Origin of the sequence: Micromonospora sp. NPDC051925 (assembly GCF_044548625.1) — a bacterium.
Lineage (GTDB): Bacteria > Actinomycetota > Actinomycetes > Mycobacteriales > Micromonosporaceae > Micromonospora.
Window position 1 is genome coordinate 80,856 of record NZ_JBIUCH010000001.1, and the last position, 24,797, is coordinate 105,652.

General features: G+C 74.2%; 20 protein-coding genes. 8 read left to right on the forward strand and 12 right to left on the reverse strand.

The window, feature by feature from the left end; translation table 11 throughout:
• Window positions 1–149: 149 nt before the first annotated feature.
• From ACIG87_RS00445 to ACIG87_RS00460, 4 genes are all read left to right on the forward strand, one after another.
• Entirely contained in the window at window positions 150–1,370 is a 1,221-nt protein-coding gene (locus ACIG87_RS00445) for an ROK family protein (protein ID WP_396846747.1), read from the forward strand.
• Window positions 1,371–1,605: 235 nt separating this feature from the next.
• Window positions 1,606–4,083 carry a beta-glucosidase gene (locus ACIG87_RS00450; RefSeq protein ID WP_396846749.1) on the forward strand — a complete coding sequence of 826 codons (2,478 nt, stop codon included), beginning with the start codon at window positions 1,606–1,608 and terminating at the stop codon, window positions 4,081–4,083.
• On the forward strand, window positions 4,080–5,138 hold the full coding sequence (locus tag ACIG87_RS00455; protein ID WP_396846750.1) for a LacI family DNA-binding transcriptional regulator: 1,059 nt from the start codon (window positions 4,080–4,082) through the stop codon (window positions 5,136–5,138). The genes ACIG87_RS00450 and ACIG87_RS00455 overlap by 4 nt, the downstream gene beginning before the upstream one ends.
• On the forward strand, window positions 5,135–7,339 hold the full coding sequence (locus ACIG87_RS00460; RefSeq protein WP_396846752.1) for a glycosyl hydrolase family 95 catalytic domain-containing protein: 2,205 nt from the start codon (window positions 5,135–5,137) through the stop codon (window positions 7,337–7,339). The genes ACIG87_RS00455 and ACIG87_RS00460 overlap by 4 nt, the downstream gene beginning before the upstream one ends.
• 60 nt (window positions 7,340–7,399) lie before the next feature.
• On the opposite strand, the gene ACIG87_RS00465 is transcribed toward ACIG87_RS00460, so the two are convergent.
• From ACIG87_RS00465 to ACIG87_RS00475, 3 genes are read right to left on the reverse strand one after another with little or no spacing between them, the layout of a single operon-like run.
• Entirely contained in the window at window positions 7,400–8,218 is an 819-nt protein-coding gene (locus ACIG87_RS00465; RefSeq protein ID WP_396846754.1) for an SDR family NAD(P)-dependent oxidoreductase, read from the reverse strand.
• The gene (locus ACIG87_RS00470) at window positions 8,215–9,588 is read right to left on the reverse strand and encodes a flavin-containing monooxygenase (protein ID WP_396846756.1); all 1,374 of its coding nucleotides are present in this window, start codon (window positions 9,586–9,588) and stop codon (window positions 8,215–8,217) included. Before ACIG87_RS00470 ends, ACIG87_RS00465 begins: the two co-directional genes overlap by 4 nt.
• A gap of 60 nt (window positions 9,589–9,648) precedes the next feature.
• Window positions 9,649–10,299 carry a TetR/AcrR family transcriptional regulator gene (locus ACIG87_RS00475; protein WP_396846758.1) on the reverse strand — a complete coding sequence of 217 codons (651 nt, stop codon included), beginning with the start codon at window positions 10,297–10,299 and terminating at the stop codon, window positions 9,649–9,651.
• Between the two features lie 58 nt (window positions 10,300–10,357).
• On the opposite strand from ACIG87_RS00475, the gene ACIG87_RS00480 reads away from it, so the two are divergent.
• Window positions 10,358–11,695, forward strand: a complete 1,338-nt coding sequence (locus tag ACIG87_RS00480) for an MFS transporter (RefSeq protein ID WP_396846760.1) — start codon at window positions 10,358–10,360, stop codon at window positions 11,693–11,695.
• A 36-nt stretch (window positions 11,696–11,731) separates the two neighbouring features.
• On the forward strand, window positions 11,732–12,892 hold the full coding sequence (locus ACIG87_RS00485) for a hypothetical protein (RefSeq protein ID WP_396846761.1): 1,161 nt from the start codon (window positions 11,732–11,734) through the stop codon (window positions 12,890–12,892).
• On the opposite strand, the gene ACIG87_RS00490 is transcribed toward ACIG87_RS00485, so the two are convergent.
• The gene (locus ACIG87_RS00490; protein WP_396846763.1) at window positions 12,880–15,003 is read right to left on the reverse strand and encodes a molybdopterin-dependent oxidoreductase; all 2,124 of its coding nucleotides are present in this window, start codon (window positions 15,001–15,003) and stop codon (window positions 12,880–12,882) included. The genes ACIG87_RS00485 and ACIG87_RS00490 overlap by 13 nt on opposite strands.
• A gap of 354 nt (window positions 15,004–15,357) precedes the next feature.
• Here ACIG87_RS00490 and ACIG87_RS00495 point away from each other — a divergent pair, with 354 nt between their 5' ends.
• Entirely contained in the window at window positions 15,358–15,699 is a 342-nt protein-coding gene (locus ACIG87_RS00495) for an RNA polymerase-binding protein RbpA (protein WP_007070998.1), read from the forward strand.
• 73 nt (window positions 15,700–15,772) lie between these two features.
• On the opposite strand, the gene ACIG87_RS00500 is transcribed toward ACIG87_RS00495, so the two are convergent.
• The 4 genes from ACIG87_RS00500 to ACIG87_RS00515 form a co-directional block, all read right to left on the reverse strand.
• Window positions 15,773–16,303, reverse strand: coding sequence for an FxsA family protein (locus ACIG87_RS00500; RefSeq protein ID WP_396846765.1), 531 nt, complete (start codon window positions 16,301–16,303; stop codon window positions 15,773–15,775).
• A gap of 96 nt (window positions 16,304–16,399) precedes the next feature.
• Window positions 16,400–17,173, reverse strand: a complete 774-nt coding sequence (locus tag ACIG87_RS00505) for a polyprenol monophosphomannose synthase (protein WP_396846767.1) — start codon at window positions 17,171–17,173, stop codon at window positions 16,400–16,402.
• Between the two features lie 22 nt (window positions 17,174–17,195).
• Window positions 17,196–18,800 (reverse strand): apolipoprotein N-acyltransferase, encoded by a 1,605-nt coding sequence (lnt, locus tag ACIG87_RS00510; RefSeq protein WP_396846769.1) that lies wholly within the window; start codon window positions 18,798–18,800, stop codon window positions 17,196–17,198.
• Window positions 18,801–18,931: 131 nt separating this feature from the next.
• Window positions 18,932–19,447, reverse strand: a complete 516-nt coding sequence (locus ACIG87_RS00515; RefSeq protein WP_396846771.1) for a TetR/AcrR family transcriptional regulator — start codon at window positions 19,445–19,447, stop codon at window positions 18,932–18,934.
• Between the two features lie 102 nt (window positions 19,448–19,549).
• Here ACIG87_RS00515 and ACIG87_RS00520 point away from each other — a divergent pair, with 102 nt between their 5' ends.
• Complete coding sequence (locus ACIG87_RS00520) at window positions 19,550–20,290, forward strand: zinc-binding dehydrogenase (RefSeq protein ID WP_396846773.1); 741 nt, start codon at window positions 19,550–19,552, stop codon at window positions 20,288–20,290.
• A gap of 427 nt (window positions 20,291–20,717) precedes the next feature.
• Here ACIG87_RS00520 and ACIG87_RS00525 read toward each other — a convergent pair whose 3' ends face one another.
• Genes ACIG87_RS00525 through ACIG87_RS00540 form a run of 4 tightly spaced genes read right to left on the reverse strand, consistent with a single transcriptional unit; the run spans window position 20,718 to window position 24,779 of the window.
• On the reverse strand, window positions 20,718–22,073 hold the full coding sequence (locus ACIG87_RS00525; RefSeq protein WP_396846774.1) for a glutamate mutase L: 1,356 nt from the start codon (window positions 22,071–22,073) through the stop codon (window positions 20,718–20,720).
• Window positions 22,070–22,462 (reverse strand): hotdog domain-containing protein, encoded by a 393-nt coding sequence (locus ACIG87_RS00530; RefSeq protein WP_396846776.1) that lies wholly within the window; start codon window positions 22,460–22,462, stop codon window positions 22,070–22,072. Before ACIG87_RS00530 ends, ACIG87_RS00525 begins: the two co-directional genes overlap by 4 nt.
• Window positions 22,459–23,220 carry an OAM dimerization domain-containing protein gene (locus ACIG87_RS00535; protein WP_396846778.1) on the reverse strand — a complete coding sequence of 254 codons (762 nt, stop codon included), beginning with the start codon at window positions 23,218–23,220 and terminating at the stop codon, window positions 22,459–22,461. Before ACIG87_RS00535 ends, ACIG87_RS00530 begins: the two co-directional genes overlap by 4 nt.
• Entirely contained in the window at window positions 23,217–24,779 is a 1,563-nt protein-coding gene (locus ACIG87_RS00540; protein ID WP_396846779.1) for a lysine 5,6-aminomutase subunit alpha, read from the reverse strand. The genes ACIG87_RS00535 and ACIG87_RS00540 overlap by 4 nt, the downstream gene beginning before the upstream one ends.
• Window positions 24,780–24,797 lie beyond the last annotated feature (18 nt).

Below are 24,797 nucleotides of genomic sequence, written 5' to 3' on the forward strand. Positions count from 1 at the left end.
TTTCCAGCCGAATAGACTTCCCGACGGTGCACCGGCCCGCCGACGTCGTCGCTCCCCGCCGCCACGGCGTACCCGCCCGCGGTGGCGGTGGGCGATGATGCACCGGCGCGGCACCACCCACACCGTAGGGCGCAGGGAGCGGGCAGATCGTGATCAGCATCCACAACGAACCGCAGCCGACCGACCTGGGCGACGTCCGGGTGGCCAACCGGGCCGTGGTCCTGCGGCACGTCCGCCTGCACGCGCCCTGCTCACGGGCCGACATCGCCGCCACCACCGGGCTCAACAAGGCCACCGTCTCCAGCCTGGTCAGCGAGCTGCTCGACCGGCGGCTGGTCCGCGAGACCGGGCTGACCGAGAACCGGGTCGGGCGACCGGCCACCATGCTCGTCCTCGACGGCGCCCCGTACGCGGCGCTGGGTCTGCAGATCGGGGCGGACGACCTGGTGGTGGTCGCGGTGGACCTGGGCGGCAACCGGCTGCTCACCTGGCGACGGGCGTTCCCCGCCCCCACCGCCTCCCCCGCCGAGACCGTCCGGGCCCTGGTCACCCTGGCCCGGCGCGCGATCGGTCGGGTCACCGGGCAGGGGCGTACCGTGCTCGGCCTCACCGTCGGGGTGCCCGGCCTGGTCGACAACGCCGGGGGCGTGCCGCTGGCCAGCGGTCTGGGCTGGCGCGACGTGCCGCTCGCCGCCGACCTGCGGGCCGCGCTGCGGGAGACCGGTTTCACCGTCGCCGTCGACACCGACGCCAACCTCGCCGTCCTCGCCGAGCAGCGACACGGCGCGTACGCCGGGACCACCGACCTGGTCCACCTCACCGGCGGTGTCTCCGTCGGCGCCGGGGTGCTCGCCGGCGGTCGGCTGCTGCGCGGCAGCCGGGGCCACGCCGGCGAGCTCGGCCACCTCTGCCTCGACCCGGCCGGGTCGCGGTGCCCGTGCGGGCGACGCGGCTGCCTGTCCGCGCTGATCGCGCTGCCGGCCGTGGTCGCCCGCCTGCTCCCCGACACCGCGCAGGACGGCCCGGTCACCGACTACCTGCCGGAGGTCGACCGGATCGTGGCGTTGGCCCGGCAGGGGGATCCGTCCGTGCTGGCGGGGCTCGCCGAGATCGGCCAGCACCTCGGTCACGGGGCGTCGGTCCTGGCCAACCTGCTCAACCCCGAGGCGATCGTGGTGGGTGGGCACCTGGCCACCCTGGCGCCCTGGCTGCTGCCGGCGGCCCGGACGGAGCTGGTCGCGCGGACCCTCGCCCCGCAGGCCGGTGGCTGCCGGCTCGACGTCTCCACGCTGGACTCCACCGCCACCGCGCTGGGCGGCGCGACCGCCGCGTTGGCCACCATCGAGGCCGGTCGACTCCCGGTCGGCTGATCCGGGTATCGGTCACCCCTTGACCGGCCGACGCGCAGGTGCCAACCTCGAACCGCCGCCCCGTCGTTCGGGCACCCGGGGCGGCATGTTTTCCGCAGTCGTCGAAGCGCTTCGCCGCTCCGGGCCGACGACTGTCGGCCCCACCATCGCGCAATGCCGCACGTCCTCACGGCTGTTGAAGCGCTTCGACTGCCGGCCGGCGCCTCACCGCGAGCCCACCGGAAGGTAAACGCAGATGAACGACCCCACCGACCGCGCCACCGGACCGTCCCCCCAGGCGCAGGCCGACGACCTGTTGGCCCAGCTCACCCTGCCCGAGAAGCTCGGCCTGCTGCACCAGTGGCAGGCCCCCGTGCCACGCCTGGGCCTGCCCGGCTTCCGCACCGGCACCGAGGCGCTGCACGGGGTCGCCTGGCTCGGCCCGGCCACCGTCTTCCCGCAGGCCGTCGGCCTGGCCAGCAGCTGGAACCCCGAGCTGATCCGGGCGGTGGGCGCCGCCGTCGGCGACGAGGTCCGGGTCAAGCACCAGGCCGACCCGGTCGCCGTCGGACTCAACGTGTGGGCGCCGGTGGTCAACCCGCTGCGCGACCCCCGGTGGGGTCGCAACGAGGAAGGCTGGTCGGAGGACCCGTGGCTGACCGGCCGGCTCGCCACCGCCTACGCGTTCGGGCTGCGCGGCGACCACCCCGTCCGGCTGCGCACCGCCCCGACGGTCAAGCACTTCCTCGGCTACAACAACGAGACCGACCGGGCCACCACCTCCAGCGACCTGCCACCCCGGGTGTTGCACGAGTACGAGCTGCCGGCGTTCCGCGCCCCGCTCGCCGCCGGCGCGGCGGTCGCCGTGATGGCCTCGTACAACCTGGTCAACGGGGTGCCCGCGCACCTGACCCCGCTGCTGGACACCGAGCTGCGGCGGTGGACCTCCGACGAGCTGATGGTGGTCGGCGACGCCGGGGCGGTCACCAACATCGCCGGGGTGCAGGGCCACCTGCCCGACCACGTCACCGGCTTCGCCGCCGCCCTGCGCGCCGGCATCGACAACTTCACCGAGGACGACGCCGACAGCGGACAGACCGTACGGCGGCTCACCGAGGCCCTCGACCGGGGGTTGATCGACGAGTCCGACGTGGACCGGGCGGTGCGGCGCATCCTCACCGTCCGGATCCGCCTGGGCGACCTGGACCCACCCGGGAAGGACCCGTTCGCCGGGGTGTCCCCCGACGTGCTCGACAGCCCCGCCCACCGGGAACTGGCCCGCGAGGCCGCCCGACAGTCGATCGTGCTGCTGCGCAACGACGGGCTGTTGCCGCTGCCGGCTGCCACGCCGCCCCGGGTGGCGGTGCTCGGCCCGCTCGCCGACATCGTCTACGAGGACTGGTACTGCGGCGCCCTGCCGTACGCGGTCACCGCCCGGGAGGGCCTGGCCCGGCTGCTCCCGACGGTCACCCACCACGCCGGGACCGACCGGATCGCGTTGCGCGTCGGCGACCGGTACGTACGCTGCCCCCGCTCGTCGGAGGGCGGGCCGCTGACCGCCGACGACGGCCGCGACGGCACCTGGTTCGACGTGTTCGACTGGGGACGCGACGTGGTGGCGTTGCGCGCGGTCGCCAACGGCCGGCACGTCGGCGCCGACGACGACGGGGCGCTGGCCAACGACCGCCCCGGACCGGGCGGCTGGGTGGTCCGGGAGACCTTCCGGTTCCACCACCGCCCCGACGGCACGGCGCTGCTGCACCACCTCGCCACCGGCGCGTACGTGCGGGTCGACGACGACGGTCGGCTGCGCGCCGACGCCACCGACCCGGACACCGCCACCGGGTTCACCGTCGAACTGGTCGTCGACGGCGCGGCCGAGGCCGCCGCGCTGGCCGCCGCCGCCGACGTGGCGGTCGTCGTCCTCGGCAACCACCCGATGGTCAACGGCCGGGAGACCGAGGACCGGGTCGACCTGGCCCTGCCGGGCGGGCAGGACCGGTTGCTGCGCGCCGTGCACGCCGCGAACCCCCGTACGGTGCTGGTGCTCACCAGCAGCTACCCGTACGCGGTGGGTTGGGCGCAGGAGCAGCTACCGGCGGTGCTGTGGTCGGCGCACGGCGGGCAGGAACACGGCACCGCCCTGGCGCAGGTGCTGTTCGGCGCGGCCGACCCCGGTGGCCGGCTCACCCAGACCTGGTACGCCGACGTCGCGGAGCTGCCCGACCTGCTCGACTACGACGTGATCGACGCCGACACCACCTACCTGTACTACCGGGGCGAGCCGCTGTACCCGTTCGGCCACGGCCTGAGCTACGCCCAGTTCGACTACGCTGACCTTCGGGTGAGCACGCCGACGGTGACCGCCGGCGACGAGGTCGAGGTGAGCGTCGAGGTCACCAACACCGGCGACCGGGAGGGCGAGGAGATCGTGCAGCTCTACACCCGGCAGCGACGTTCCCGGGTCAAGCAGCCCCTGCGGCAACTGCGCGACTTCGCCCGGCTCACCCTCGCCCCCGGCCAACGCCGGACGGTCACCCTGCGGCTGCGTACCACCGAGCTGGCCTGGTGGGACGAGCAGCGCGGCGGCCCGGTGGTGGAGGACGCCACGCACACCCTGCTGGTCGGCCGCTCCGCCCGGGACATCCGGGCGGTCGGCGCGGTGACCGTGCACGCCGGCAACCCGGCCGCGCAGCCCCGCCCGGCGGTACGGGCCGGCGGTGGGTCGCGGTGACCGGCGCAACCGGGCGCAACCGCAAGTCGCCCGACCAGGTCACCATCGTCGACGTGGCCCGGCACGCCGGGGTGGCCGTGAGCACCGTGTCGTACGTGCTCAGCGGCAAGCGGGCCATCTCCGAGGTGACCCGTACCCGGGTGTTGGCCAGCATCCGGGAGCTGGGTTACCACCCGAACGCCGGGGCACGGGCGCTGGCCAGCCGACGGGCCAACACCATCGCGCTGGTGCTGCCGCTGCGCGCCGGCATGCAGGTGCCGGTGGTGATGCAGTTCGCCATCGCGGTGGTCACCACGGCCCGCCGGTTCGACCACGACGTGCTGCTGGTCACCTCCGACGAGGGGCCGTCCGGGCTGCGCCGCATCGCCGGCAGCGCCATGGTCGACGGGGTGCTGGTGATGGACGTCGAACTGGACGACTCCCGGGTGCCGTTGCTGCGGGACCTGGCCCGGCCCAGCGTGCTGATCGGCGTGCCCGCCGACCCCACCGGGCTGACCTGTGTGGACCTGGACTTCCACCGCGCCGGGCAGGTGTGTGTGGAACACCTGGCCCGGCTCGGGCACCGCCGGGTGGCGTTGCTCGGCGCCCCGGCCGCCGTCTACGACCGGGGCACCGGCTTCGCCCACCGCACCCGCGCCGGGGTGGCCGCCGCCGCCGACCGGCACGGCGTCACGGTGGTCACCCAGCCCTTCGAGGAGGGTCCGGCCTCGATCCGTCAGGAACTGGCCGCCCTGCTCGACCGGCACCCCGACCTGTCCGCGTTGGTGGTGCAGAACGAGGCGGCCGTCGGGCCGGTGCTGGCCGCTCTGCCCACCCTCGGGCGGCAGGTGCCGCAGGACATGTCGGTGGTGGCGATCTGCCCCGACCAGTTCGCCGAGCAGGCCGCACCCCGGCTCACCTCGGTGCCGGTGCCCGCCGAGGAGATCGGCCGGCAGGCGGTGGCGTTGCTGATGCGCAAGCTGCACGACGAGCCGGTACCGGAGGTGACCCTGCTGCCACCCCGGCTGACCATCCGGGACAGCACCACCGCGCCCACCCTGCGGGCCCGGCGGTGACCGGCGGGCCACCACCGTCGGCGCACCGCATCTGGGACGACGCCCCCGCCGCCGACTGGCGGGACGCGTTCCTCACCGGCAACGGCGAGTACGGACTGATGGTGCCCGGTGACCCGCACGCCGAGCGGTTGGTGTGCAACCACCACCGGTTCGTGCTGCCCAACGGCACCCGCGACGCCCGACCCCCGCAGTTGGCCGCGCTGCTGCCCCGAGTCCGGGAACTCGTCCTCGCCGGCCGGCGGGCCGAGGCCGGCGCGCTGCTCACCGGCGGCCGGGACCTGGTGTGGACACAGTCGTACCACCCCGGGTTCGCGGTGACCGTCGACGCCGCACCGACCCCGGTGCACGACTACCGGCGGCACACCGACTTCACCACCGGCGAGGTGGTGGTGCGCTGGTCCGGCGGGCTACGGCGCAGCTTCGTCTCCCGTGCCGACCGGTTGGTCGTCACCCACCTCGACCAGGGCTCGTGTGTCGTCGGCGGCACCGGGGACCTGCCGGGCCGCCCCGAGACGGTGCGCTACGAGACCACCGCGTACCGCCGCGACGGGCAGGTGTTCCTGCGGGTACGCGGCCACTACCCGGACGCCGGCGGGGCGTACGGCTTCGAGGGGTTGACCCTGGTGCGCGGGGACGTCGAACCCGCCGGTGACCGGGTGCTGGTGCACGGGCCGGCGCTGCTGACCACAGTCCTGCACCGGACCGAGACCCCCCGCTGGTGCACCGCCGAACGGGAACGGCGGTTGGTCGACGGCGCGACCGACTACCCGACGCTGCTGGCCCGGCACGTCGCGCGGCACACCGAACCGTACCGCCGGGTCGACCTGGATCTGGCGGTGCCGGCGGCGGACCGGGACCTCCCGGTGGGTGAGTTGATCGCCCGGCAGCTCGCCACCCCCGACCGGCTGGACCCGGCGCTTGTGGAACGGCTCTTCCACGCGGGCCGATACCTGCTGTTCAGCGCCAGCGGGGTGCTGCCGCCCCGGCTGACCGGGATCTGGTTGGGGTCCTGGGACGCCGCCTGGGCCGGGGACTTCACCACCGACGCGAACCTCAACCTGCAACTGGCCGGCGCGAACGTCGGCGCGCTGCCGGAGGTGACCGCGGCGCACGCCCGGCTGGTCCGCGCCCAGGTCGACCACTGGCGGCGCAACGCCCGCGCGGTGTACGGGGCACGGGGTCTGCTGGCGCCCAGCCGCACCGACGGTGAGAACGGGCACCTGTTCCACGTCCATCCGCACTGGCCGTTCACCGCCTGGCTGGCCGGCGCCGACTGGCTGCTGCACCCGCTGTACGAACACCACCAGGTGACCGGGGAGCCGCTCGGGGAGGTGGCCGGCTGGCTGGCCGAGGTGGCGGACTTCTTCGCCGACGTCGTCACCGAGGTCGACGGGCAGGTGGTGCTGGTGCCCTCGTACTCTGCGGAGACCGGGCCGTTGGACGACGCCGGCCGACCGGTGCCCGTGGCGGTGAACGCCACCATGGACGTCGCCGCCGCGCGGCACGCGATGACGGTGGCGGCCGAGGTGACCGGATCGGACCGGTGGGTGGCGCTGCGGGCCCGGCTGCCCGACTACCGCGTCGACGAGCGGGGCGCGCTGGCCGAGTGGGCCTGGCCCGGCTACCGCCCCGACGACGACCACCGGCACGTCAGTCATCTCTATCCGGTGTGGCCGCTCGGGGAGATCGACCCGGACGACACCCCGGAGCTGGCCGAGGCGGCCCACCGGGCGCTGGTGGTACGCGGCGACGAGGACGGTTCGGCGCACGGCAGTCTGCACCGGGCCCTGGTGGCGGCCCGGTTGGGCGACGGGCCGCTCGTCGGGGCGACCCTGCGGAGGATCGTCGCCGCCGACATGTTCTTCCGGTCGCTGATGAGCGCCCACAACCCGGGCCGGGTGACCTACAACGCCGACGCCGCGCACACCCTGCCGGCGGTGCTGATCGAGTCGTTGGTGCAGTCCCGGCCGGGGCTGCTGCGGCTGCTGCCGGCGCTGCCGCCGGGCCTGGACCGGGGGGTGCTGCGCGGGGTGACCTGCCGGGGCCGGCTCACCGTCGAGGAGTTGACCTGGGGCGACGGTCGGGTCACCGCCCGGCTGGTCGCCGCGACCGACCAGCGGGTGCAGGTCCGCAGCCCCTACGGCGACACCGTGGTCGACCTGCCGGTGGGCACGGCGGTGCGGGTGGCCTTCGGCGGCTGACCGGTCACCGCACGTCGGCGCGGCACCACGGATGCCGGCTGCTCACCACCCCGGCCGGGGTCAACGGTCGCGGTACCGGCGGACCATCCCGGCGGCCAGCGGGGCGGCGTCGAGGTCCCCGGCGGCGATCCGCCCGGCGACGGCCCGCCGGACCACCCGGTCGGTGAGGGCGGGGGCGTGCCGGGCCAGGGCCAGCTCCAGCCGGCCACGGCGGGTGGTGGCGACGTCGCGGGGCGCCCGCCGGGCGGTGGCCGCCCGGACGATGGCCGCGACGACACCCTGCACGGGCTCGACCCGGGACACCCCGCGCAGCGACAAGCCGGCCTCGGTGGTGCTGTCGTGGATCGGTGAGGCGACCATGCTGGGGTAGACCACGCTGACGCCGACGTGGGTGCCGACCTCGTGGCGCAGCGCGTCGGCGTACCCGACGAGGGCGCGTTTGCTGACCCCGTACGCGGCGGCCAGCGGCAGCGGCAGCACGGCCATCCGGCTGGCCACGAAGATCACCCGGCCGCGGGCGGTGATCAGGTCGGGCAGGGCGGCGGCGGTGGTCCGCCAGGCGGCCAGCAGGTTCACCTCCAACTGCTGGCGCACGGTGTCGTCGGGGGGCAGTTCGGCGGGGGCGGGGCCGCCGACGCCGGCGTTGTTGACCAGCAGGTCGAGCCCACCGAGCCGGTCGACGGCGGCGCGCACCGCGACCGGCACCGCCGTGGCGTCGGTCAGATCGCAGCCCAGCACCACCACCCCGGCGGTGGTGCCCGGGTACCGGTCGAGCCCGACCACCCTGGCGCCGGCGGCGTGCAGGGTGGCGCAGAGTTGCCGGCCGAAGGTGCCCCGCGCGCCGGTGACGACCACCCGTCGTCCGTGCAGGTCGGTCATCCGTTCCTCCCGCTGTCCGCCGATCCGGTCACCACGGCGACCCCGGCAGGCTCTCCGCCGCGTGCGGCACGCCGGAACCCGGCGGTCAGTTCCCGGCCGAGCTGGTGCAGGTAGCTGTCGAAGTCGACCCGCATGGCGGGCCGTCGCTGACCCCACCGTTGCGTGGCGGCGCGTCGCTCGGCGCGGATGTCGGCGTGCTGCCGGGCCGGGTCGGGCAGCGCGTACCGGCCGGCGAGGTGCGCGGCGACCAGCCGGGCCTGCGCCTCCACCAGCGGGAACGCCGCACCGGTCGACTGCATCAGCCCGACGAAGGCCAGGCCGGGCACGTCGGGGTGGAAGACGTGCCGGTACAGCGGCAGGGTGTCGGCGCCGTCGCCGAGCAGCGCCGGGTCGAGGAACGGGATCTCCACCCGGTAACCGGTGCACCAGATGATCAGGTCGACCTCGTCGGTGCGGCCGTCGGTGAAGGTGACCCGGTCGCCGTCGAGGGCCGCGATGCCGGGGCGGGGGTGGATCTCGCCGTGGGCCAGTCGGGACAGCAGCCCGTCGGAGAGGGTGGGATGGTCCTGGAGGAACCCGTGGGCGGGGGCGGGCAGCCCGTAGCGGGTGGGGTCGCCGACGGTGGCGGTGAGCAGGGCCTGGCTGATCCGCTGGCGCAGCCGCCACGGCAACCGCCGGGCGAGCGCGCCGTTGAGGGTGTCCGACGGGCGGCCCAGCAGGTGCTTGGGCACCACCCAGACACCCCGGCGCAGCGACAGCAGGGTCCGGTCTGCGGTGTACGAGGCGTCGACGGCGATGTCCATCGCCGAGTTCCCGCCGCCGACGACGAGGACCCGCCGACCGGCGAGCTGCTCCGGGCTGCGGTAGGCGTGGCTGTGGAGCTGCTTCGCGGTGCTCACACCCGCCGGATACGGCTGCGGTGGTCGGGGCACCCGGTTGTGGCCGTTGGCGACGACCACCGCGTCGACGGTGACGGCGGTCGGGCCGTCCGGGCCGTCGGCGTGCACGGTCCACCGGTCACCGCGTTCGGGCACCACCCGGTCGACGGTGTGCCGCAGCCGGACCGCCCCGGTCAGGGCGAACCGGTCGGCGTAGTCGGCGAGCCAGCCGGCGACCCGGGCGTGGTCGGGGTAGTCGGGCCAGTCGGCGGGCATCGGGTGGTCGGCGAACTGGGTACGCGTCCTGCTGGTGTTCAGGTGCAGCGTGCGGTACGCGGGCGAGCCGGGAGCCCCGTACACCCACAGGCCGCCGACCCGGTCGCCGGAGTCGAAGCAGACGGCCGGCACCTGCGCGTCGGCGAGCGCCTTGAGGGTGGCCAGGCCGGCCGCGCCCGCCCCGATCACCGCCACCGTGGGCTGCGGCCCCGCCATCACCGACCCCCTCCCCTCAATCCAACGACTGTCGGATAATGGCCGGGGGGCGACGGCCCGTCAAGACCCGGCCGGGCCGTAGAGGGCATCGAGGAACCGGTGCACGAACGCCCGGAACTCCCGTCGCTCCCGCGCCGGCGAGCCGTCGGCGGCGACCAACGCCACCACGTGCCCGTGCACCGCCCAGACGAGGCTGCGCACCGTCGTGTGCGGGGTCGGCTCGACCAGCGCCCCGGCCTGCGCGGCGGCAACGAGCAGGTCGGTGACCAGCCGGTACAACGGCACCGCGTAGCGGGCGTCGAGCTCGGCGTGACGCTGTGGCTCCAACCAGCGTCGCAGCCACAGCGCGGTGGTCTCCGGCCGGTCCTCGGAGAAGTCGACGAACACGTCGACCAGGTCGTGCAGGGCCTGCCGGGCGGCCTGCGGCCCGGCGGACAACGCCGACCGGGCCGATTCGGCAGCGGCGTGCAGCACCTCCTGCTCGGCGGCGAAGACCCGGGCGAAGCAGGCGTCGTAGAGCTGCGCCTTCGTACCGGTGTGGTGGGCGACCGTGGCCACGTCGACCCCGGCGGCGGCGGCGACCTCCCGCAACCCGACGGCGTCGAAGCCACGGTGGGCGAACAGTTCGGTCGCGGCGGCGAGCACCACCTCGCGGGTCGGTCGGCTCTGGTCCCGCCGGGGCCGGCCCGGACGGCGACGGGCGATGGTCATGGCCGCCATTCTGCCCCTACAATCCGACGATCGTTGGATTGGCCGGGAGGTGGCGGCGATGGCCGGACAGGACCCGCGTACCGGCGACGCCACCGCGCTGCCCCGGGGACCGCTGCTCGGCTTCGCGGCCGGTTCCCTCGGCATGGGCGTCTGGGTGACCGTCCCCGGGCTGCTGCTGCTCTACTTCCTCACCGACGTGCTGGCCGTCACCCCGTGGCTGGCCGGGCTGGCCCTGCTGCTGCCGAAGGTCGCCGACGTGCTGCTGCACCCGTGGGTGGGGCACCGCTGCGACGTGGAGCAGGCCCGCCGGGGCGACCGACGTCGGCTGCTGCTGCTCGGCTGCGCGCTGCCGGCCGGATTCGCCGCGCTGTTCGCGGTGCCCGCCGGGTGGACCGGCGGGCCGGCCGCCGCCTGGGTGGCCGTGGCGTTCGTCGCCGCGAACCTGCTCTTCGCCGCCTACCAGGTCCCCTACCTGGCCACCCCCGCCGACCTGCGGATCGGCTACCACGAGCGGACCAGGCTGATGGCCTTCCGGATGGTGGTGCTGACCGTCGGCATCCTCGTCTCCGGGCTGCTGGCGCCGCTGCTGACCGGCGGCAACGACGCCACCCGGGACGGCTACCGGCGGATGGGGATGCTGCTGGCCGTGGGGATGCTCGCCGCGATGCTGGTCGGTGTCGCCGGCATCACCCGGCTGCGGCGGGTCGCCGCCGCAGCCCCCGCCGCGCCCGAGGGCGGCCGGCGGGCACTGCTCGCCACCCTGCGGGACCGGCAGTTCCGCCGGCTGGTCACCGCCTACCTGACCATGTCCACCACCACCCACCTGGTGCTCGCCGGCGCCCCCTACTACGCCGAGTACGAACTGGGCCGACCGGAGCTGACCACCGTGCTGGTGGCCGCCTTCGTCGCCCCGGCGCTGCTGGTCACCCCCGGCTGGCTGGCGGTGGCCCGCCGGGTCGGCAAGCAGCGGGCGCTGCTCGCCGCGCAGGCCGCGTTCGCCGTCGGGTCGCTGGTCCTGGCCGTCGGCGCGGCGGCCGGGCTGCCGGTGCTGGTCGCCGCGGTGGTGGTGCTCGGGGTGGCGTTCGCCGGCATGCAACTGCTGCCCTTCGCGATGCTGCCCGACGCGATCCGCGCCGGTGGCGGCGCCGCCGGCACCTACACCGGGGTGTGGACGGCCACCGAGGCGCTCGGCGGGGCGCTCGGGGCGTGGGCGTACTCGCTGTGCCTGGCCGCCGGCGGGTTCGTCGCCTCCACCGCCGGGCAGACCGTGCTCCAGTCCGGCACCGCGCTGGCCGCAGTCCGGTACGGCTTCGGTCTGCTGCCCGCCGTGCTGATGGTCGGCGCGCTGCTCCAGCAACGCCGCTACACCCTGGACCGGGCCGCCCGGGTGGGCTGACCCGCGTGTCGCCGCAGGCCCTAGACTTCCCCGTCGATGGACCCGCAGCCCTCCCCCGCCGACACCCGCCCCTGCGCCCACTGCGGACGTGACGTGCCGCAACGCGCCGGCGCGGGGCGTCCGTTCCGCTACTGCCGGGACAACGACGGCGCCTGCCAGCGGGCGTCGCGCAACTCACGGATGCGCCACCGCAACGCCCCCGGTCTACCCGGGCAGGTGGCCCGCACCTGGGAGGCCGTCGACCGCCTCGACCAGGTCGTGGAAACCCTCACCGAGGCGCTGCACGCCGAGTTGTCCCCGGTCGGGGTGGAGCGGCAGCTCGCCCAGGCCCGTGCCGACGCCGCCACGCAGATCGCCCAGGCCCACACCGCCCGCGACGAGGCCCGCGAGGCCGCCGAGACGGCCGCCGCCGAGACCACCCGGGCCCGGCAGGAGACCCGGGCCGCGACCGCCGCCGCCGACGCCGCGCAGGCCCGCGCGGCGCAGGCCGACGCCCGCGCCGCCGCCGCGCAGGAGCGGGCCGGGCAGGCCGACGCCGCCGCCGACGCGGCCCGCCGCGACGCCAGCGCCGCGCAGGCGCTGCGGGTGCAGGCCGAACGTGACCGCGACGCCGCCCGCCACGAACTGCGTACCCTGCGCGCTGAGCGGGACGCCGAGCGGCAGCGCGCCGCCGACCTGACCGCCGAACGTGACGCCGCCCGCGCCGACGCCGCCCGGCAGCAGGCCGACGCCCAGCGGGCCGACGCCGAGGCCACCGCCGCCCGGGAGGAGACCCGGCGGGCCCGCGCCGACGCGGTGGCGGCCCGCACCGAGGCCGACACCGCCGGGCAGCAGGCCCGGCAGGCCGGAGCCGACGCCGAGGCGGCCCGCCGGGAGGCCGCCGCCGCGCGGGCCGACACCGACGCCGCCCGGCAGGAGACCGCCGCGCTGACCGCCCGCGCCGGTGAGGACCTGGCCGCCGCCCTTGTCCGGGTGGACGCCCTGACCGCCGAACTCGCGCAGGCGCACGCCGAACTGGCGCAGGCACACCAGACGATGGCCGCCGACCGGGCCCGGCTGGCCGAACTGGACCGGCTGCTGCCGGCGGCGCAGGCCGACCGCGACGCCGCTCAGCGGCGGGCCGGTCAGCTCGCCGACCAGGTCAGCGACCTGGCCACCGCATTGGCCCGACTCGGCGGTACGACTCAGCGCGGCTGAGCCGCGACCGGGGTGACCGGTCTTCCGTCCGCCGGTGGCGCATCGGCCGGTTCGGGGAGCGGCCCGGCGGCGTGCACCTCGACCCGGGTGTCGTGGAACGTCGGCCCACCACCGAGGTCGGTGTCGCGGACCCCGGTGACCGCGTTGACGGTGCTGCCGCCGGGGCTCAACCGCGCCCAGTACGCCTTGTAGGTGAAGGCCAGCCCGGGGCGGGTGGCCTCGTCCACGGCGACGGTGGCCAGGAACTCGCCCCGGTCGTTGTGCACCCGCGCCGGGTCACCGTCGGCCAGGCCCCGGGCGGCGGCGTCGACGGGATGCAGGTGGATGCGGGGCGGGCCGGTGCGACCCCGGTGCCAGGGCAGCGACGCGAACGTCGAGTTGAGGAAGAACCGGCCGGCCGGGGAGATCAGCGCCAGGGGGAACCGGCGGGCCAGCGCCGCGTCACCGACCTCGGCCGGCGGGGTGTAGCCGACGAGCGGGTCGACCCCTTGCGCGGTCAGCCGGGGGTCGTGGAACCGGGCCCGCCCGTCGTGGCTGGGGAAGCCCCCCTCGGCGTACGGGGCGGTGCCCACCGCGACGCCGGTGGACCGGGCGTACGTGCTGCGCGTCAACTGTTCGTAGCTGATCCCACTGCCGTCGAGCAGCTGCCGGGCCAGGTCCTCGTCGCTGTCACGCAGCCGAGGATGGTCCAGCCCGAGGGCGGCGGCGATCCGGCGGAAGATCTCGGTGTTGGGCAGCGCCTGCCCCGGCGGGGTGAGCACCGGCAGGTTCAGGGTGGCGTAGTGGTGACCGTAGGAGGTGTGCAGGTCGAGGTGTTCGGGCTGCATGGTGGCGGGCAGCACCACGTCGGCGAAGTCGCAGGTGTCGGTCCAGCGTTGCTCCAGCACCACGGTGAACAGGTCGGCCCGGGTCAGCCCGCGGCGCAGCCGGTTCTGGTCGGGCACGGTGGCGACCGGGTTGGAGTCGAAGACCACCAGCGAGGTGACCGGCGGGTCGGCCTCGTCGGTGAGCGCGGCGGCGAGCCGGCTCATGTTGATCGACCGGGCCGCCGGGGCGGGCATCCCGGCGGGCCGGGCCACCCGGTCGGGGTCGATGCGGTGGTGGCCGCTGGTGGTGGCCAGCGCCCCACCGCCGGGATAGCGGAAGTCCCCGGTGACCAGGGGGATCGCCGCGATGGCCCGGACCGCCTGCCCGGCGCCGGCGTGCCGCTGCAGGCCGAGCCCGATGCGGATGGCGGTGGGGCGGCTGGTGGCGATCCGCGCGCCGAGGCGGCGCACCACGTCGACGTCGAGGCCACACTCGGCGGCGGCGCGCGACACCGGCCACTCGTCCAGGCGGGCCTCCAGCCGCTCCCAGCCGACGGTGTGCGCGGCCAGCCAGGGCCGGTCCGCGCCACCGAGGTCCCGCACGTGGCGCATCAGCCCCAGGGCGAGGGCGGCATCGGTGCCCGGCAGCGGCGCCACGTGTTCGTCGCTGCGGGCGGCGGTGTCGGTGCGCAGCGGGTCGATGGTGACGACGTACGCGCCGCGCTGCTGGGCCTGCCGCACGAACGGCCAGTGGTGCAGGTTGGTGGAGAGCAGGTTCGCCCCCCACAGGATGATCAGTTTCGCCTCGACCACCGACTCCGGTTCGAAGCCGACGGACCCGCCGTAGAGGGAGCCCAGGGCGGCCCGGGAGGCAGCGGTGCAGATGGTGGTGCGCAACCGGGACGCCCCGAGGTGGGCGAAGAGCCGGGGACCCATCGTCCAGCCCTGCACGAAACCCATGGTGCCGGCGAAGTAGTACGGCAGGACCGACTCCGGGCCGTGGAGGTCGATGCTCGCACGCAGCCCGTCGGCGACCCGGCGCACCGCCTCGTCCCAGCTCGCCGGCCGGTACGACACCGGCCCGACACCCTTGGGGCCGACCCGCACCAGTGGGGTGGTCAACCGGTCGGGCCCGGTGACCGCGTCGAGGTAGCGGTTGACCTTGCCGCACAACGCGCCGCGGGTGAACGGGTGCCCGGGGTCGCCGCGCAGCGCCACCGGCTGCCCGTCGGTGACGGTGAGCTGCCAGACACAGGTGTCCGGGCAGTCCAGGGGGCACGCGCCGGGATGCACGGTGGTGGCCATGCCGCGGATGCTATCGCCACCGGCCGTCGCGGGCGGGCCCCGACCGGACCGTCGCGCGCCGGGCGGCCCGTCGGGAACACCGGCCGGCCGCAGGAACAGGATCGCCGGGTGACCGGCGGGCGACGGCCGGCGTGGCGTTGCTCATCGTCGCCGCCGGACTCGGCTCGGACGGCTACCATCCCCGGTGAACACCGAAGACTGCACCGATTCGACCCGGCCGGGGACGACCCCGCCGGGTCGCTGTGGTGGCCGGCTACCCTTGCGGGGGTCGTTCCACCCGCCGGGCGGGAATGCCCCAGCGGTGACCGGCCGTTACACCGGTAGACCTGCACCACGAACGAGGGGAAGTCGATCATGGGCGAGCGCATGCTGCGCGGAAGCCGACTGGGCGCGGTCAGCTACGAATCCGACCGCAACACGGAGCTCGCGCCGCGCCAGACCCGCGAGTACCTCTGCGCCAAGGGCCACCAGTTCGAGGTCCCCTTCGCCGTCGACGCCGAGGTCCCCACGACCTGGGAGTGCAAGTTCGACGGCAGCGTCGCCCGGCTCGTCGACGGCACCGAACCCGAGCAGAAGAAGGCCAAGCCGCCGCGTACCCACTGGGACATGCTGCTGGAGCGGCGCTCCATCGCCGAGCTGGAGGACATCCTCGCCGAACGGCTCCAGGAGGTCCGCACCCGCCGCGGCCGCGCCTGACCAGCACCGACGATGGCGCCCCCGGGAGGATCCTCCCGGGGGCGCCATCGTCGTTCCGTATCCGATCCGGCTTTCAGGGCCGGCGGGGTTCCACGATCTCCCCCTCGATGGCCCGGCCCTCGTCGACCAAAGGCGGGGCCACCACGTCACCGTCCACCGGCGGCTCCGCCGCCGGCTCACCGCGACGCACCCGCACCGTACGCGGGCCGAACAGGTCACCCGCGACCATCGACGACACCCGCCGCTCCGTGGCCCGCTGCACCCCGGAGCGCGCCAACCGGCGCAGCGGCGGCACCAGCAGCAGCACCCCGACCAGGCCGCTGACCAGCCCCGGAGTCGCCAGCAACAACGCACCGGCCAACCCGACCAGACCATCGGTCACCTGCCGACCGGGCGGCTGCCGGGACTCCACCGACGTGCGGAACCCCCGCCAGGCACGCATCCCCTCCCGGCGCAGCAACACCAGCCCCACCAGGGACGCCGCGAACACCAGCAGCACCGCCGAACCGAACCCGATGGCCCGGCCCACCCCGACGAACACCGCCAACTCCAGCACCACCGCCAGCAGCAGGGCCGGTGGCACGAACCTCAGGTATCGGCGCATCTCACCTCATCCGCGTCGCGCGGCACCCGATCACCGCCACCGGTCGGACAATGCCCGGGGCGACAGGCCCGCCTCTCCAGCATGCCACGCCCCACCTCACGGCCACCGGTCATGACCGCGACGCCACCTCGCCGGACGCCGGTCCCGCAACCCCCAGGTGGTGATCCGCCACAACGCCTCGGCCACGATCAACGGGCTCATCTTGCTGGCCCCCCGCTCCCGCTCGGCGAACGTGATCGGCACCTCCACGATCCGCGCGCCCGCCCGGTGCGCCAGCCGCGACAACTCCACCTGGAACGAGTACCCCTGCGAGCACACCGACTCCAACCGCATCGCCCGCAACGCCGACAACCGGTACACCCGGAACCCACCCGTGGCGTCGGACACCGGCACACCCAACGCCATCCGCGCGTACAGGTTGCCGCACCGCGACAGCAGCAGCCGCCGCCACGGCCAGTTCACCACCCGCGCCCCACCGACCCACCGCGACCCGATCACCACATCCGCATCCCGGGCCGCCGCCAACAGGACGGGCAGATCCTCCGGGGCGTGCGACCCGTCGGCGTCCATCTCCACCACCGCGTCGTAACCCCGCTGCCGCGCCCACCCGAACCCGGCCAGGTACGCCGCACCCAGCCCCTCCTTACCGGGCCGGTGCAGCACGTGCACCTGCGCATCGGTGGCCGCCATCGCCTCGGCCAGCGCCCCCGTGCCATCGGGGCTGTTGTCGTCGGCGACCAGCACGTCCACCACCGGCGCCGCCCGGCGGACCCGGGCCACGATGTCGGTGACGTTGTCGGCCTCGTTGTAGGTGGGGATCACCACCAGCACCCGGCCCACCCCCGGCTGCCCTCCGACTGACTCACCCACCGTCTCCCCCGTCTCTGCCGGCTCAACCGACGGCGGTGACCTCCCGCCGCCGGCTGCGGCGCAGCACCACCGCACCGGCCAGGGCCAGCACCGCCAGGCCCGCCAGGGCCACCTCCGGCCACCTCCCGGCCCGGGTGGCCGGGGTCCGCCCGTCGGTGAGCGGCAACTGCCGCACCACCACCGCCCGGGTGTTGAACCCGGTGGCGTCGCTTACCCGCCCGTCCGGGGCGACGAACCCGGACACCCCGACCGTCGAGGCCATCAACGCCGCACGACCGTGCTCCACGGCCCGCAACCGCACCATCGCCAACTGCTGACGGGCCTCCGCCACGTCGAAGGTCGCGTTGTTCGTCTGCACCACCAGCAACTGCGCCCCACCGTCGACGGTGTCCCGCACCAGGCCGTCGTAGGCGACCTCGAAGCAGATCACGTCACCGAGCACCGCCGCCCCGGCGTCGACCACACCGGGAGCCACGCCCGGCACGAAGTCGGCACGCACCCGGTCGACCTGCGCGGAGATCTTCCGCGCCAGGGCCCGCATCGGCACGTACTCGGCGAACGGCACCGGATGCCGCTTGGTGTACAGCTGCTCCAGGTCCGGGCCGGTACCCGGCCGCCACAGGATCCCGGCGTTGCGGACCTGCCCCTCGTCCGGGCCGACGAGCACCGCGCCGACCAGGATCGGCGCCCCGATCGCGTCGGCGGCCTGGGAGATCCGCTCCCCGGCGGCGGTGTTGCGCAGCGGGTCGATGTCCGAGGAGTTCTCCGGCCACACCACCAGGTCGGGACGTTGCGCGGTGCCGGCGTCGACCTGCGCGGCCAGCTTCAGCGTCGCGTCGACGTGATTGTTGAGCACCGCCTGCCGTTGGGCGTTGAAATCCAGGCCCAGCCGCGGCACGTTGCCCTGCACGATGGCCACCCGCACCGACCGGCCGTCGTCACCCGTACCGGTGGGCAACGCCGCCGCCCCGACCAGCAGCAGCAACCCGGCGGCCACCCCGGCAACCGGCCGCCACGCCCCGTCCGGGCCCGGCCAGCGCCGCCACAGCCCCACCACCAGCAACCCCCCGGCCACCGCGACCGCGAACGTGACGAGCGGGGCGCCACCGAGCCAGGCCCACCGCAGCAACGGCGACGTGTCCTGGCTGAACGCCAACCGCCCCCACGGGAACCCCCCGAACGGCGTACGGTCGCGCAGCGCCTCCTGCCCCACCCACAACACCCCGGTCACCGGCGGCCACGTCCACCGCCACCGGTCCACCAGCGGCGACACCCACGCCGTCGCGGCACCCAGCAACGCCAGGTAGCCGGCCTGCAACAACGACAGCAACACCCACGGCAGGTAACCGGTGTGCAGGTTGGTCCACTCCAGCAGCGGCGCGAACAACGCCACCCCGGTCAGGAACCCCAGCCCGGCACCGGCGCGCAGCCGACGCCGGTGCGCCGCCGCGGCCAACCCGGCCACCCCCACCGGGGCCAGCGGCCACCACCCGTACGGCGGGAACGCCAGCAGCAGCGCCACCCCGGCGGCCACCGCCACCGGCACCGCCACCCGCAGCGGCAACGCCGCGCCGCCGCGCCGTACCACCACCGGGGTACGGGTCTCATCCCGGTCGAGCGTCGTCACCGGCACCTCACCACGATCACGGCCCGAAGGCTACCCGCCCGGCTCCGACGACCGGCGTGCGCTCGTCGGCCCGCACGTTGCGCCCCGGCACGGTTCACGGGGGATCGAGGGTGACCCTGCCGACACGCGAGTCACCCCTGCGTAGCGGTCTCCCGCGGTGGGTGGCCGTCAGCTCCGTCAGCGGCGGTGGCTCTCCGGACGCAGTCGCGCAGCAGAGCGCGGCGCTGGTCGTGCGCCTCGTCGGGTTCCTGGCTGCTGGCCGCGTACACGTTGCTGACCGGTGACCAGGCCATCGACATGGCGATGACCATGGCCATGATGTCGAACGGATCCCCCGCGCGGACCCGCCCAGCGGCCTGGGCCTCGGTGATGGCCGTGAGCTTGCGATCGTCGTAGTGCTGATGGGTCTCGACGAGGTGCCCGGTGGGTCGACGCTCCAGTCGGGTCCAGGTCGCCAGCCGGATGAGGTCGGGGCGGCGCAGGTACTCGTCGTAGAGGCGGACGGCCCAGTCGGCGAGATCGTCGGCGTCGATGGGCGCGACGTTGGTGATGCGCTCCAGCGAGCTGAGGAAGATCGCGTCGAAGAGCCGGTCCTTGTCGCCGAAGTAGGCGTAGAGCTGCGCCTTGTTGGTGCGTGCCGCCGTCACGATCCGGTCGATACGCGCCCCCGGCGATGCCGTGCCGGGCGAACTCCTCGGTGGCGGCGTCCAGGATGCGCTGGTAGGTCGCGCGCCCCGCGAGGTCTGGGGTTGCTCCTGCACCACTACGACCCGCACACGACGACACCCCTGGTGCCCGGCCACGAATTCACCGGCGTGGTCACCGAGACCGGACCCGAGGTGACCACCTTCGCCACCGGCGACCGCGTCGCGGTGGGCAACATCGTCGACTCCTGCGGCACCTGCGCCATGTGCCGGGCCGGCCAGCAGAACTTCTGCCACTCCTTCCCGACCCTCACCTACGGCGGCACCGACCGGCAGGACGGCTCGACCACCCTCGGCGGCCTGGGCCACCTCGCGGTCAAGCTGGCCGTGGCCCTCGGCGCCACCACGACCGTCCTCAGCCGCACCAAGGACAAGCGCGACGACGCCCACCGGCTCGGTGCCCACGACCTCATCGACTCCACCGACACCCGGCAACTGGCCACCGCACGTGACACCTTCGACGTCGTCATCGACACCATCTCCGCACCACACGACCTCGCCCCGTACCTGAAGCTGGTGGCAATGGACGGCACCCTCAGCCTCCTCGGCCACCTGGGCGCCGTCACCGTCGAGGCGACGGACCTGCTCATCGGCCGCAAAAAGCTCAGCTCCGCGGGCAGCGCAGGGCGCCCCGCGACAGCCGAGATGCTCCAGTTCTGCGCCGACAACACCATCGCCGCCGACATCGAAGTGCTCCCGTCGGCACGACTGGACACGGCCCTCGACCGCCTACGCCGAAACGACGTCCGCTACCGCTTCGTACTCGACCTGTCCGACCTGGACTGACGCGACACCGGGCCGGGCCGCACCGACCCGCACAGACAAAATCGGGGCGCGGCCTAAGCCGCGCCCCGATGCTCCCAGGCCCTCCCCGGCCGGTGGGGCGAGGATGAGCGACGCCGACCTTCGGACCGACCGGACGTGGACTGGCTGCCCCCGCCGGGCCGTTGTCTACTGGCCGTACCTCTCACCCTGCCCGTACACCGGTAACCGCGGCCGGTTCGCGCCGCCCCGCCGACCCCCGCCCGCTGGACCTGGCCGCCGCGACGAGATGCACCAAAACATGTCGCTCGGCCAGCGGACGAAGGGACGAAGCGAACAACAGCCGCTTCCCGTAGTAGGACTCAAAGACGGTACGGCTTGCACCCCCGCCGCTGTCAACCCACCCCCGGCCAGTCGTGTGTTCCGACACGGCGTGTCGCGTCGGCGCGTCTCAATCCCCACCGAGATGCCGACGCAACAACGCCCCCGCCGCCACCGGATGCTCCCCAGCGAGCAACCCACCGGCGGCCAGCACGTAGTCCACGTCCACCGCCGGCCGCGCCGCCCGCGGCAACGGCCACCCCCCGGCATGATCGGCGAGCACCTGCGCCAGCACCCCCACCGCCACACCGGCGTCGGCGTGACGCAGGACACCACCGGAACCCACCAACAGCCGCACGTCCCGCAGGTCCCTACCGGCCCGCTCCCCGGTCGCCGCACCCCGGGCATGCCGACGCAACGCCACCGTCGCCGCCAACGCCGCGATCCGCCGATCCACCGCCCGCTCCTCGGCCCCGGCCGGAAGAAACCCCGGATCGGCCGCCCGCACCGCCGCCGCCCCCGCCAGGGCATCCTGCCCGGCGGCATCGAGCAGCCGCTCCTCCACGGCGGCCCGCACCACCCCCGGCGCGCTCCACCGCATCCCCAGATCACCCTCCACGGTGCGGGCCCGCCACAGTGTCCCGGCCACCTCCCGACCCGGTCCACCGGCGCGCTCGTCGGGAGTGAGCACCGAATACACGTCGGTGGTCGCCCCACCCACGTCCACCACCGCCAGGTCACCACCGACCACGTCGGCGAGCACCTCCACCCCGGTCAGCACCGCGTCCGGGGTGGCCGCCCGCACCAACCGCGCGAACCGGGCGCCCCGCGACAACCGCTTGCCGCCGATGACGTGCCGCAGGAACACCTCCCGGATCGCCGCCCGCGCCGACGCCGGCGCCAACACCCCGATCCGGGGCAGCACATTGTCCGCCACCGTCACCGGCACCCCCGCCGCCGCCAACACCGCGTGCAGGTCGTCGCGGACGTCGACGTTGCCGGCCAGCACCACCGGCACCCGCCACCGGGCCCGCGCCAACCGGGTCGCGTTGTGCGTCACCGTGTCGGCGTCACCACCATCGGTGCCCCCGACCAGCAGCACCACATCAGGGCGGGCCGCCCGCAACGCCGCCAGGTCGGCAGCCCCCAGCCGACCGGCCGCCACGTGCACCACGTTCGCCCCCGCCGACAACCCCACCCGCCGACCCGCCTGCGCGGTCACCAGCGGCTCGTAACCGACCACGGCCAGCCGCAACCCACCCCCGGCCGACGAACACACGAACCACGGCAGGTCACCACCGGCGACCCGACCGCCACCGGAGACCCGGTCGACCGCCGCGCCGACCGCCGCGTCCAGGCCGTGCAGCACATCCGTGCCCACCGTCGTCGGCGCCGACGACGCCCCCACCAGCAGCCCCGCCTCCAGGTCCACCACCGCCGCCTTCGTCCAGGTGGACCCGACGTCGGCGCAGACGGCCAGACTCACGCCGCCCCGGGAACGACCACGGTGCCCGTCGCGGTGACCGCCACGATCGGCTCCGCCAACACCTCCGCCGCCGACCCGCCCCGCTCCGGGCGGCCCCGACACACCACCCGCGCCACGAACTCGACCGTCCGGCTCCGGGTACCCACCCGCACCACCGTCGCCGTCACCTCCACCACGTCACCGGCCCGCATCGGCGACACGAACTGCACATCCGCGTACGACGCGAACAACCCCTCGTCACCATCGGTACGGATACACACCTCCGTGGCCACATCCCCGAACAACCCCAACGCGTACGCCCCGTCGACCAGGTTCCCCGCGTAATGGGCATGCGAGTACGGCACATAACGCCGATGCGTCACCGTCAACCCCAACCGCCCGTCACTCATGCCGTCGCCCTCCCGTCCGCCCGGTCCGTGACCAACGCATGGACCAGGTAACTGGCCACCTCACCCGGGGTGGTGCCCCGACCGAAGATCCGATCCACCCCCAACTCCGCGGTCATCGACTCGTCGAACCTCGGCCCACCCACGATCAACAACGGCCGCCGCCCCACCGGCAACGCCTCCCGGAACGCCGCCGACATCTCCCGCGTGTTGTGCAGATGCGCATCCCGCTGCGTCACCACCTGCGACACCAGCACCGCATCCGCCCGCTCCCGCCGCGCCGCCTCCACCAACTCCGGGACACCGACCTGCGCCCCCAGATTGGTCACCTTCAACTCCCGGTAGTACTCCAGACCCTTCTCCCCCGCGATGCCCTTCACATTGAGGATCGCGTCGATACCCACCGTGTGCGCGTCCGTGCCGATACACGCCCCCACCACCGACAACTTGCGCCGCAACCGCCGCTTCACCACCGCGTTGACCTCCTTGGCCGACAGCAGCGGAAAATCCCGCTCCACCACCTGCACCTTCGCCAGGTCGACCAGATGATTCACCCGCCCGTACACCACGAAGAAGGTGAACCCGTCACTCATCGGCTTCGCGTGCACCAGCATCGCCGGATCGATACCCATCCGATTCGCCAACTGGATCGCCGCGCCCTCGGCCCGCTTGTCATGCGGCACCGGCAACGTGAACGACACCTGCACCATCCCGTCACCGGTGGTGTCCCCGTACGGCCGCACGACCGTCGCGTCACTCACGCCGCCGCCCCTTCCAGGATCTCCGTCGCCGGGTTGTAGTAACCCGCCTCGTGCGCGGCCACCCCGGCCAGGCCCTTACCCCGGTCCGCCGGCCGTTTCATGATCCCGAACGTGCCCTCGGCGATCGCCGACAACAACGACTCGTCACCGATGCGCTCCAACAACTCCACCGCCGCACCGAGCACCCGGTGCGCCCGCTGCTGAATGAACCCACCCGGTGCCGGCACGAAATCCTCGTGCAACCCACCCGCCGCACCCAACACGTACCGCACGTTCTGCAACGCGATGTCCCGGTCCGACAACCACGGCGTCACCACCGCCTCCGTCATCATCCCCACCAGCAGAATCCCCTGCCCGGTCATCGTCCCCACCAGATTGAAGAACCCGTCCAGCAGATTCCCCCGGAACACGTCCCCAGTCATGTGCTTCGTCGGCGGCATCCACTTCAACGGCGCATCCGGAAACAACTCCCGCGCCAACAACGCATGCGCCAACTCCAACCGGAACGACTCCGGCACCTCCGGATTGATCTCGAACGCGTGCCCCAACCCCAACTGCCAGTCCGCCAACCCCGCCTCATGCGCGAAGAACTCGTTGAGCAACTGCGACACCGTCACCGTGTGCGCCTCGTCCACCGCATCCGCCGTGGTCAGATAGTTGTCCTCACCGGTGTTGATGATGATCCCCGCCCGCGCGTGCACCTGCCGCGAGAACCGCTGATCCACAAACGTCCGCACCGGATTGATGTCCCGGAACAGAATCCCGTACATCGAATCGTTGAGCATCATGTCCAGCCGCTCCAGGCCAGCCAACGTCGCCATCTCCGGCATACACAAACCAGACGCGTAATTCGTCAACCGCACATACCGGCCCAACTCCTTCGACGTCGAATCCAACGCCGCCCGCATCAACCGGAAATTCTCCTGCGTCGCATACGTGCCCGCGAACCCCTCCCGGGTCGCCCCCTCCGGCACGTAATCCAACAACGACTGCCCCGTCGACCGGATCACCGCGATCACATCCGCACCCGCCCGCGCCGCCGCCTGCGCCTGCGGAATGTCCTCATAGATGTCACCCGTCGCCACGATCAGATAGATCCACGGCCGCCGCACCGGATCCCCGAACCGCCGCACCAACCGATCCCGCTCCGCACGCCGCCGATCGATCAACCGCACCCCCGCACCGACCGCCCGCCGCGCCGCCCGCCGCGCCGCCGTCGCCGCCCGCCCCGACGGCACCGCGAACCGCACCGACCCCGCCGCCGCCCGCTGCGCCAACAACGTCACATCCGACAACTGCTCCCGCGCCAACGCGTCGAACACCGGCAACGCCACCCCGTGACCCAACCCGACATCCCCGACCACCGCGTCCACCAGCCGGTTCACCCACGGAATACCATCCGGATCCGCACCCGACACCCCGGCCAGCCGCAACACCGCCCGCTCCACCGACACCGTGGTGTGCCCACGCGCCAGATCCACCACCGGCTGCCCGGCCCGACGCGCCAACTCCCGCGCCCGCCCCACCAGCACCGGATCCAGGTCAAGCTTGCCCGTCACGCCGCCACCTGCCGCGCC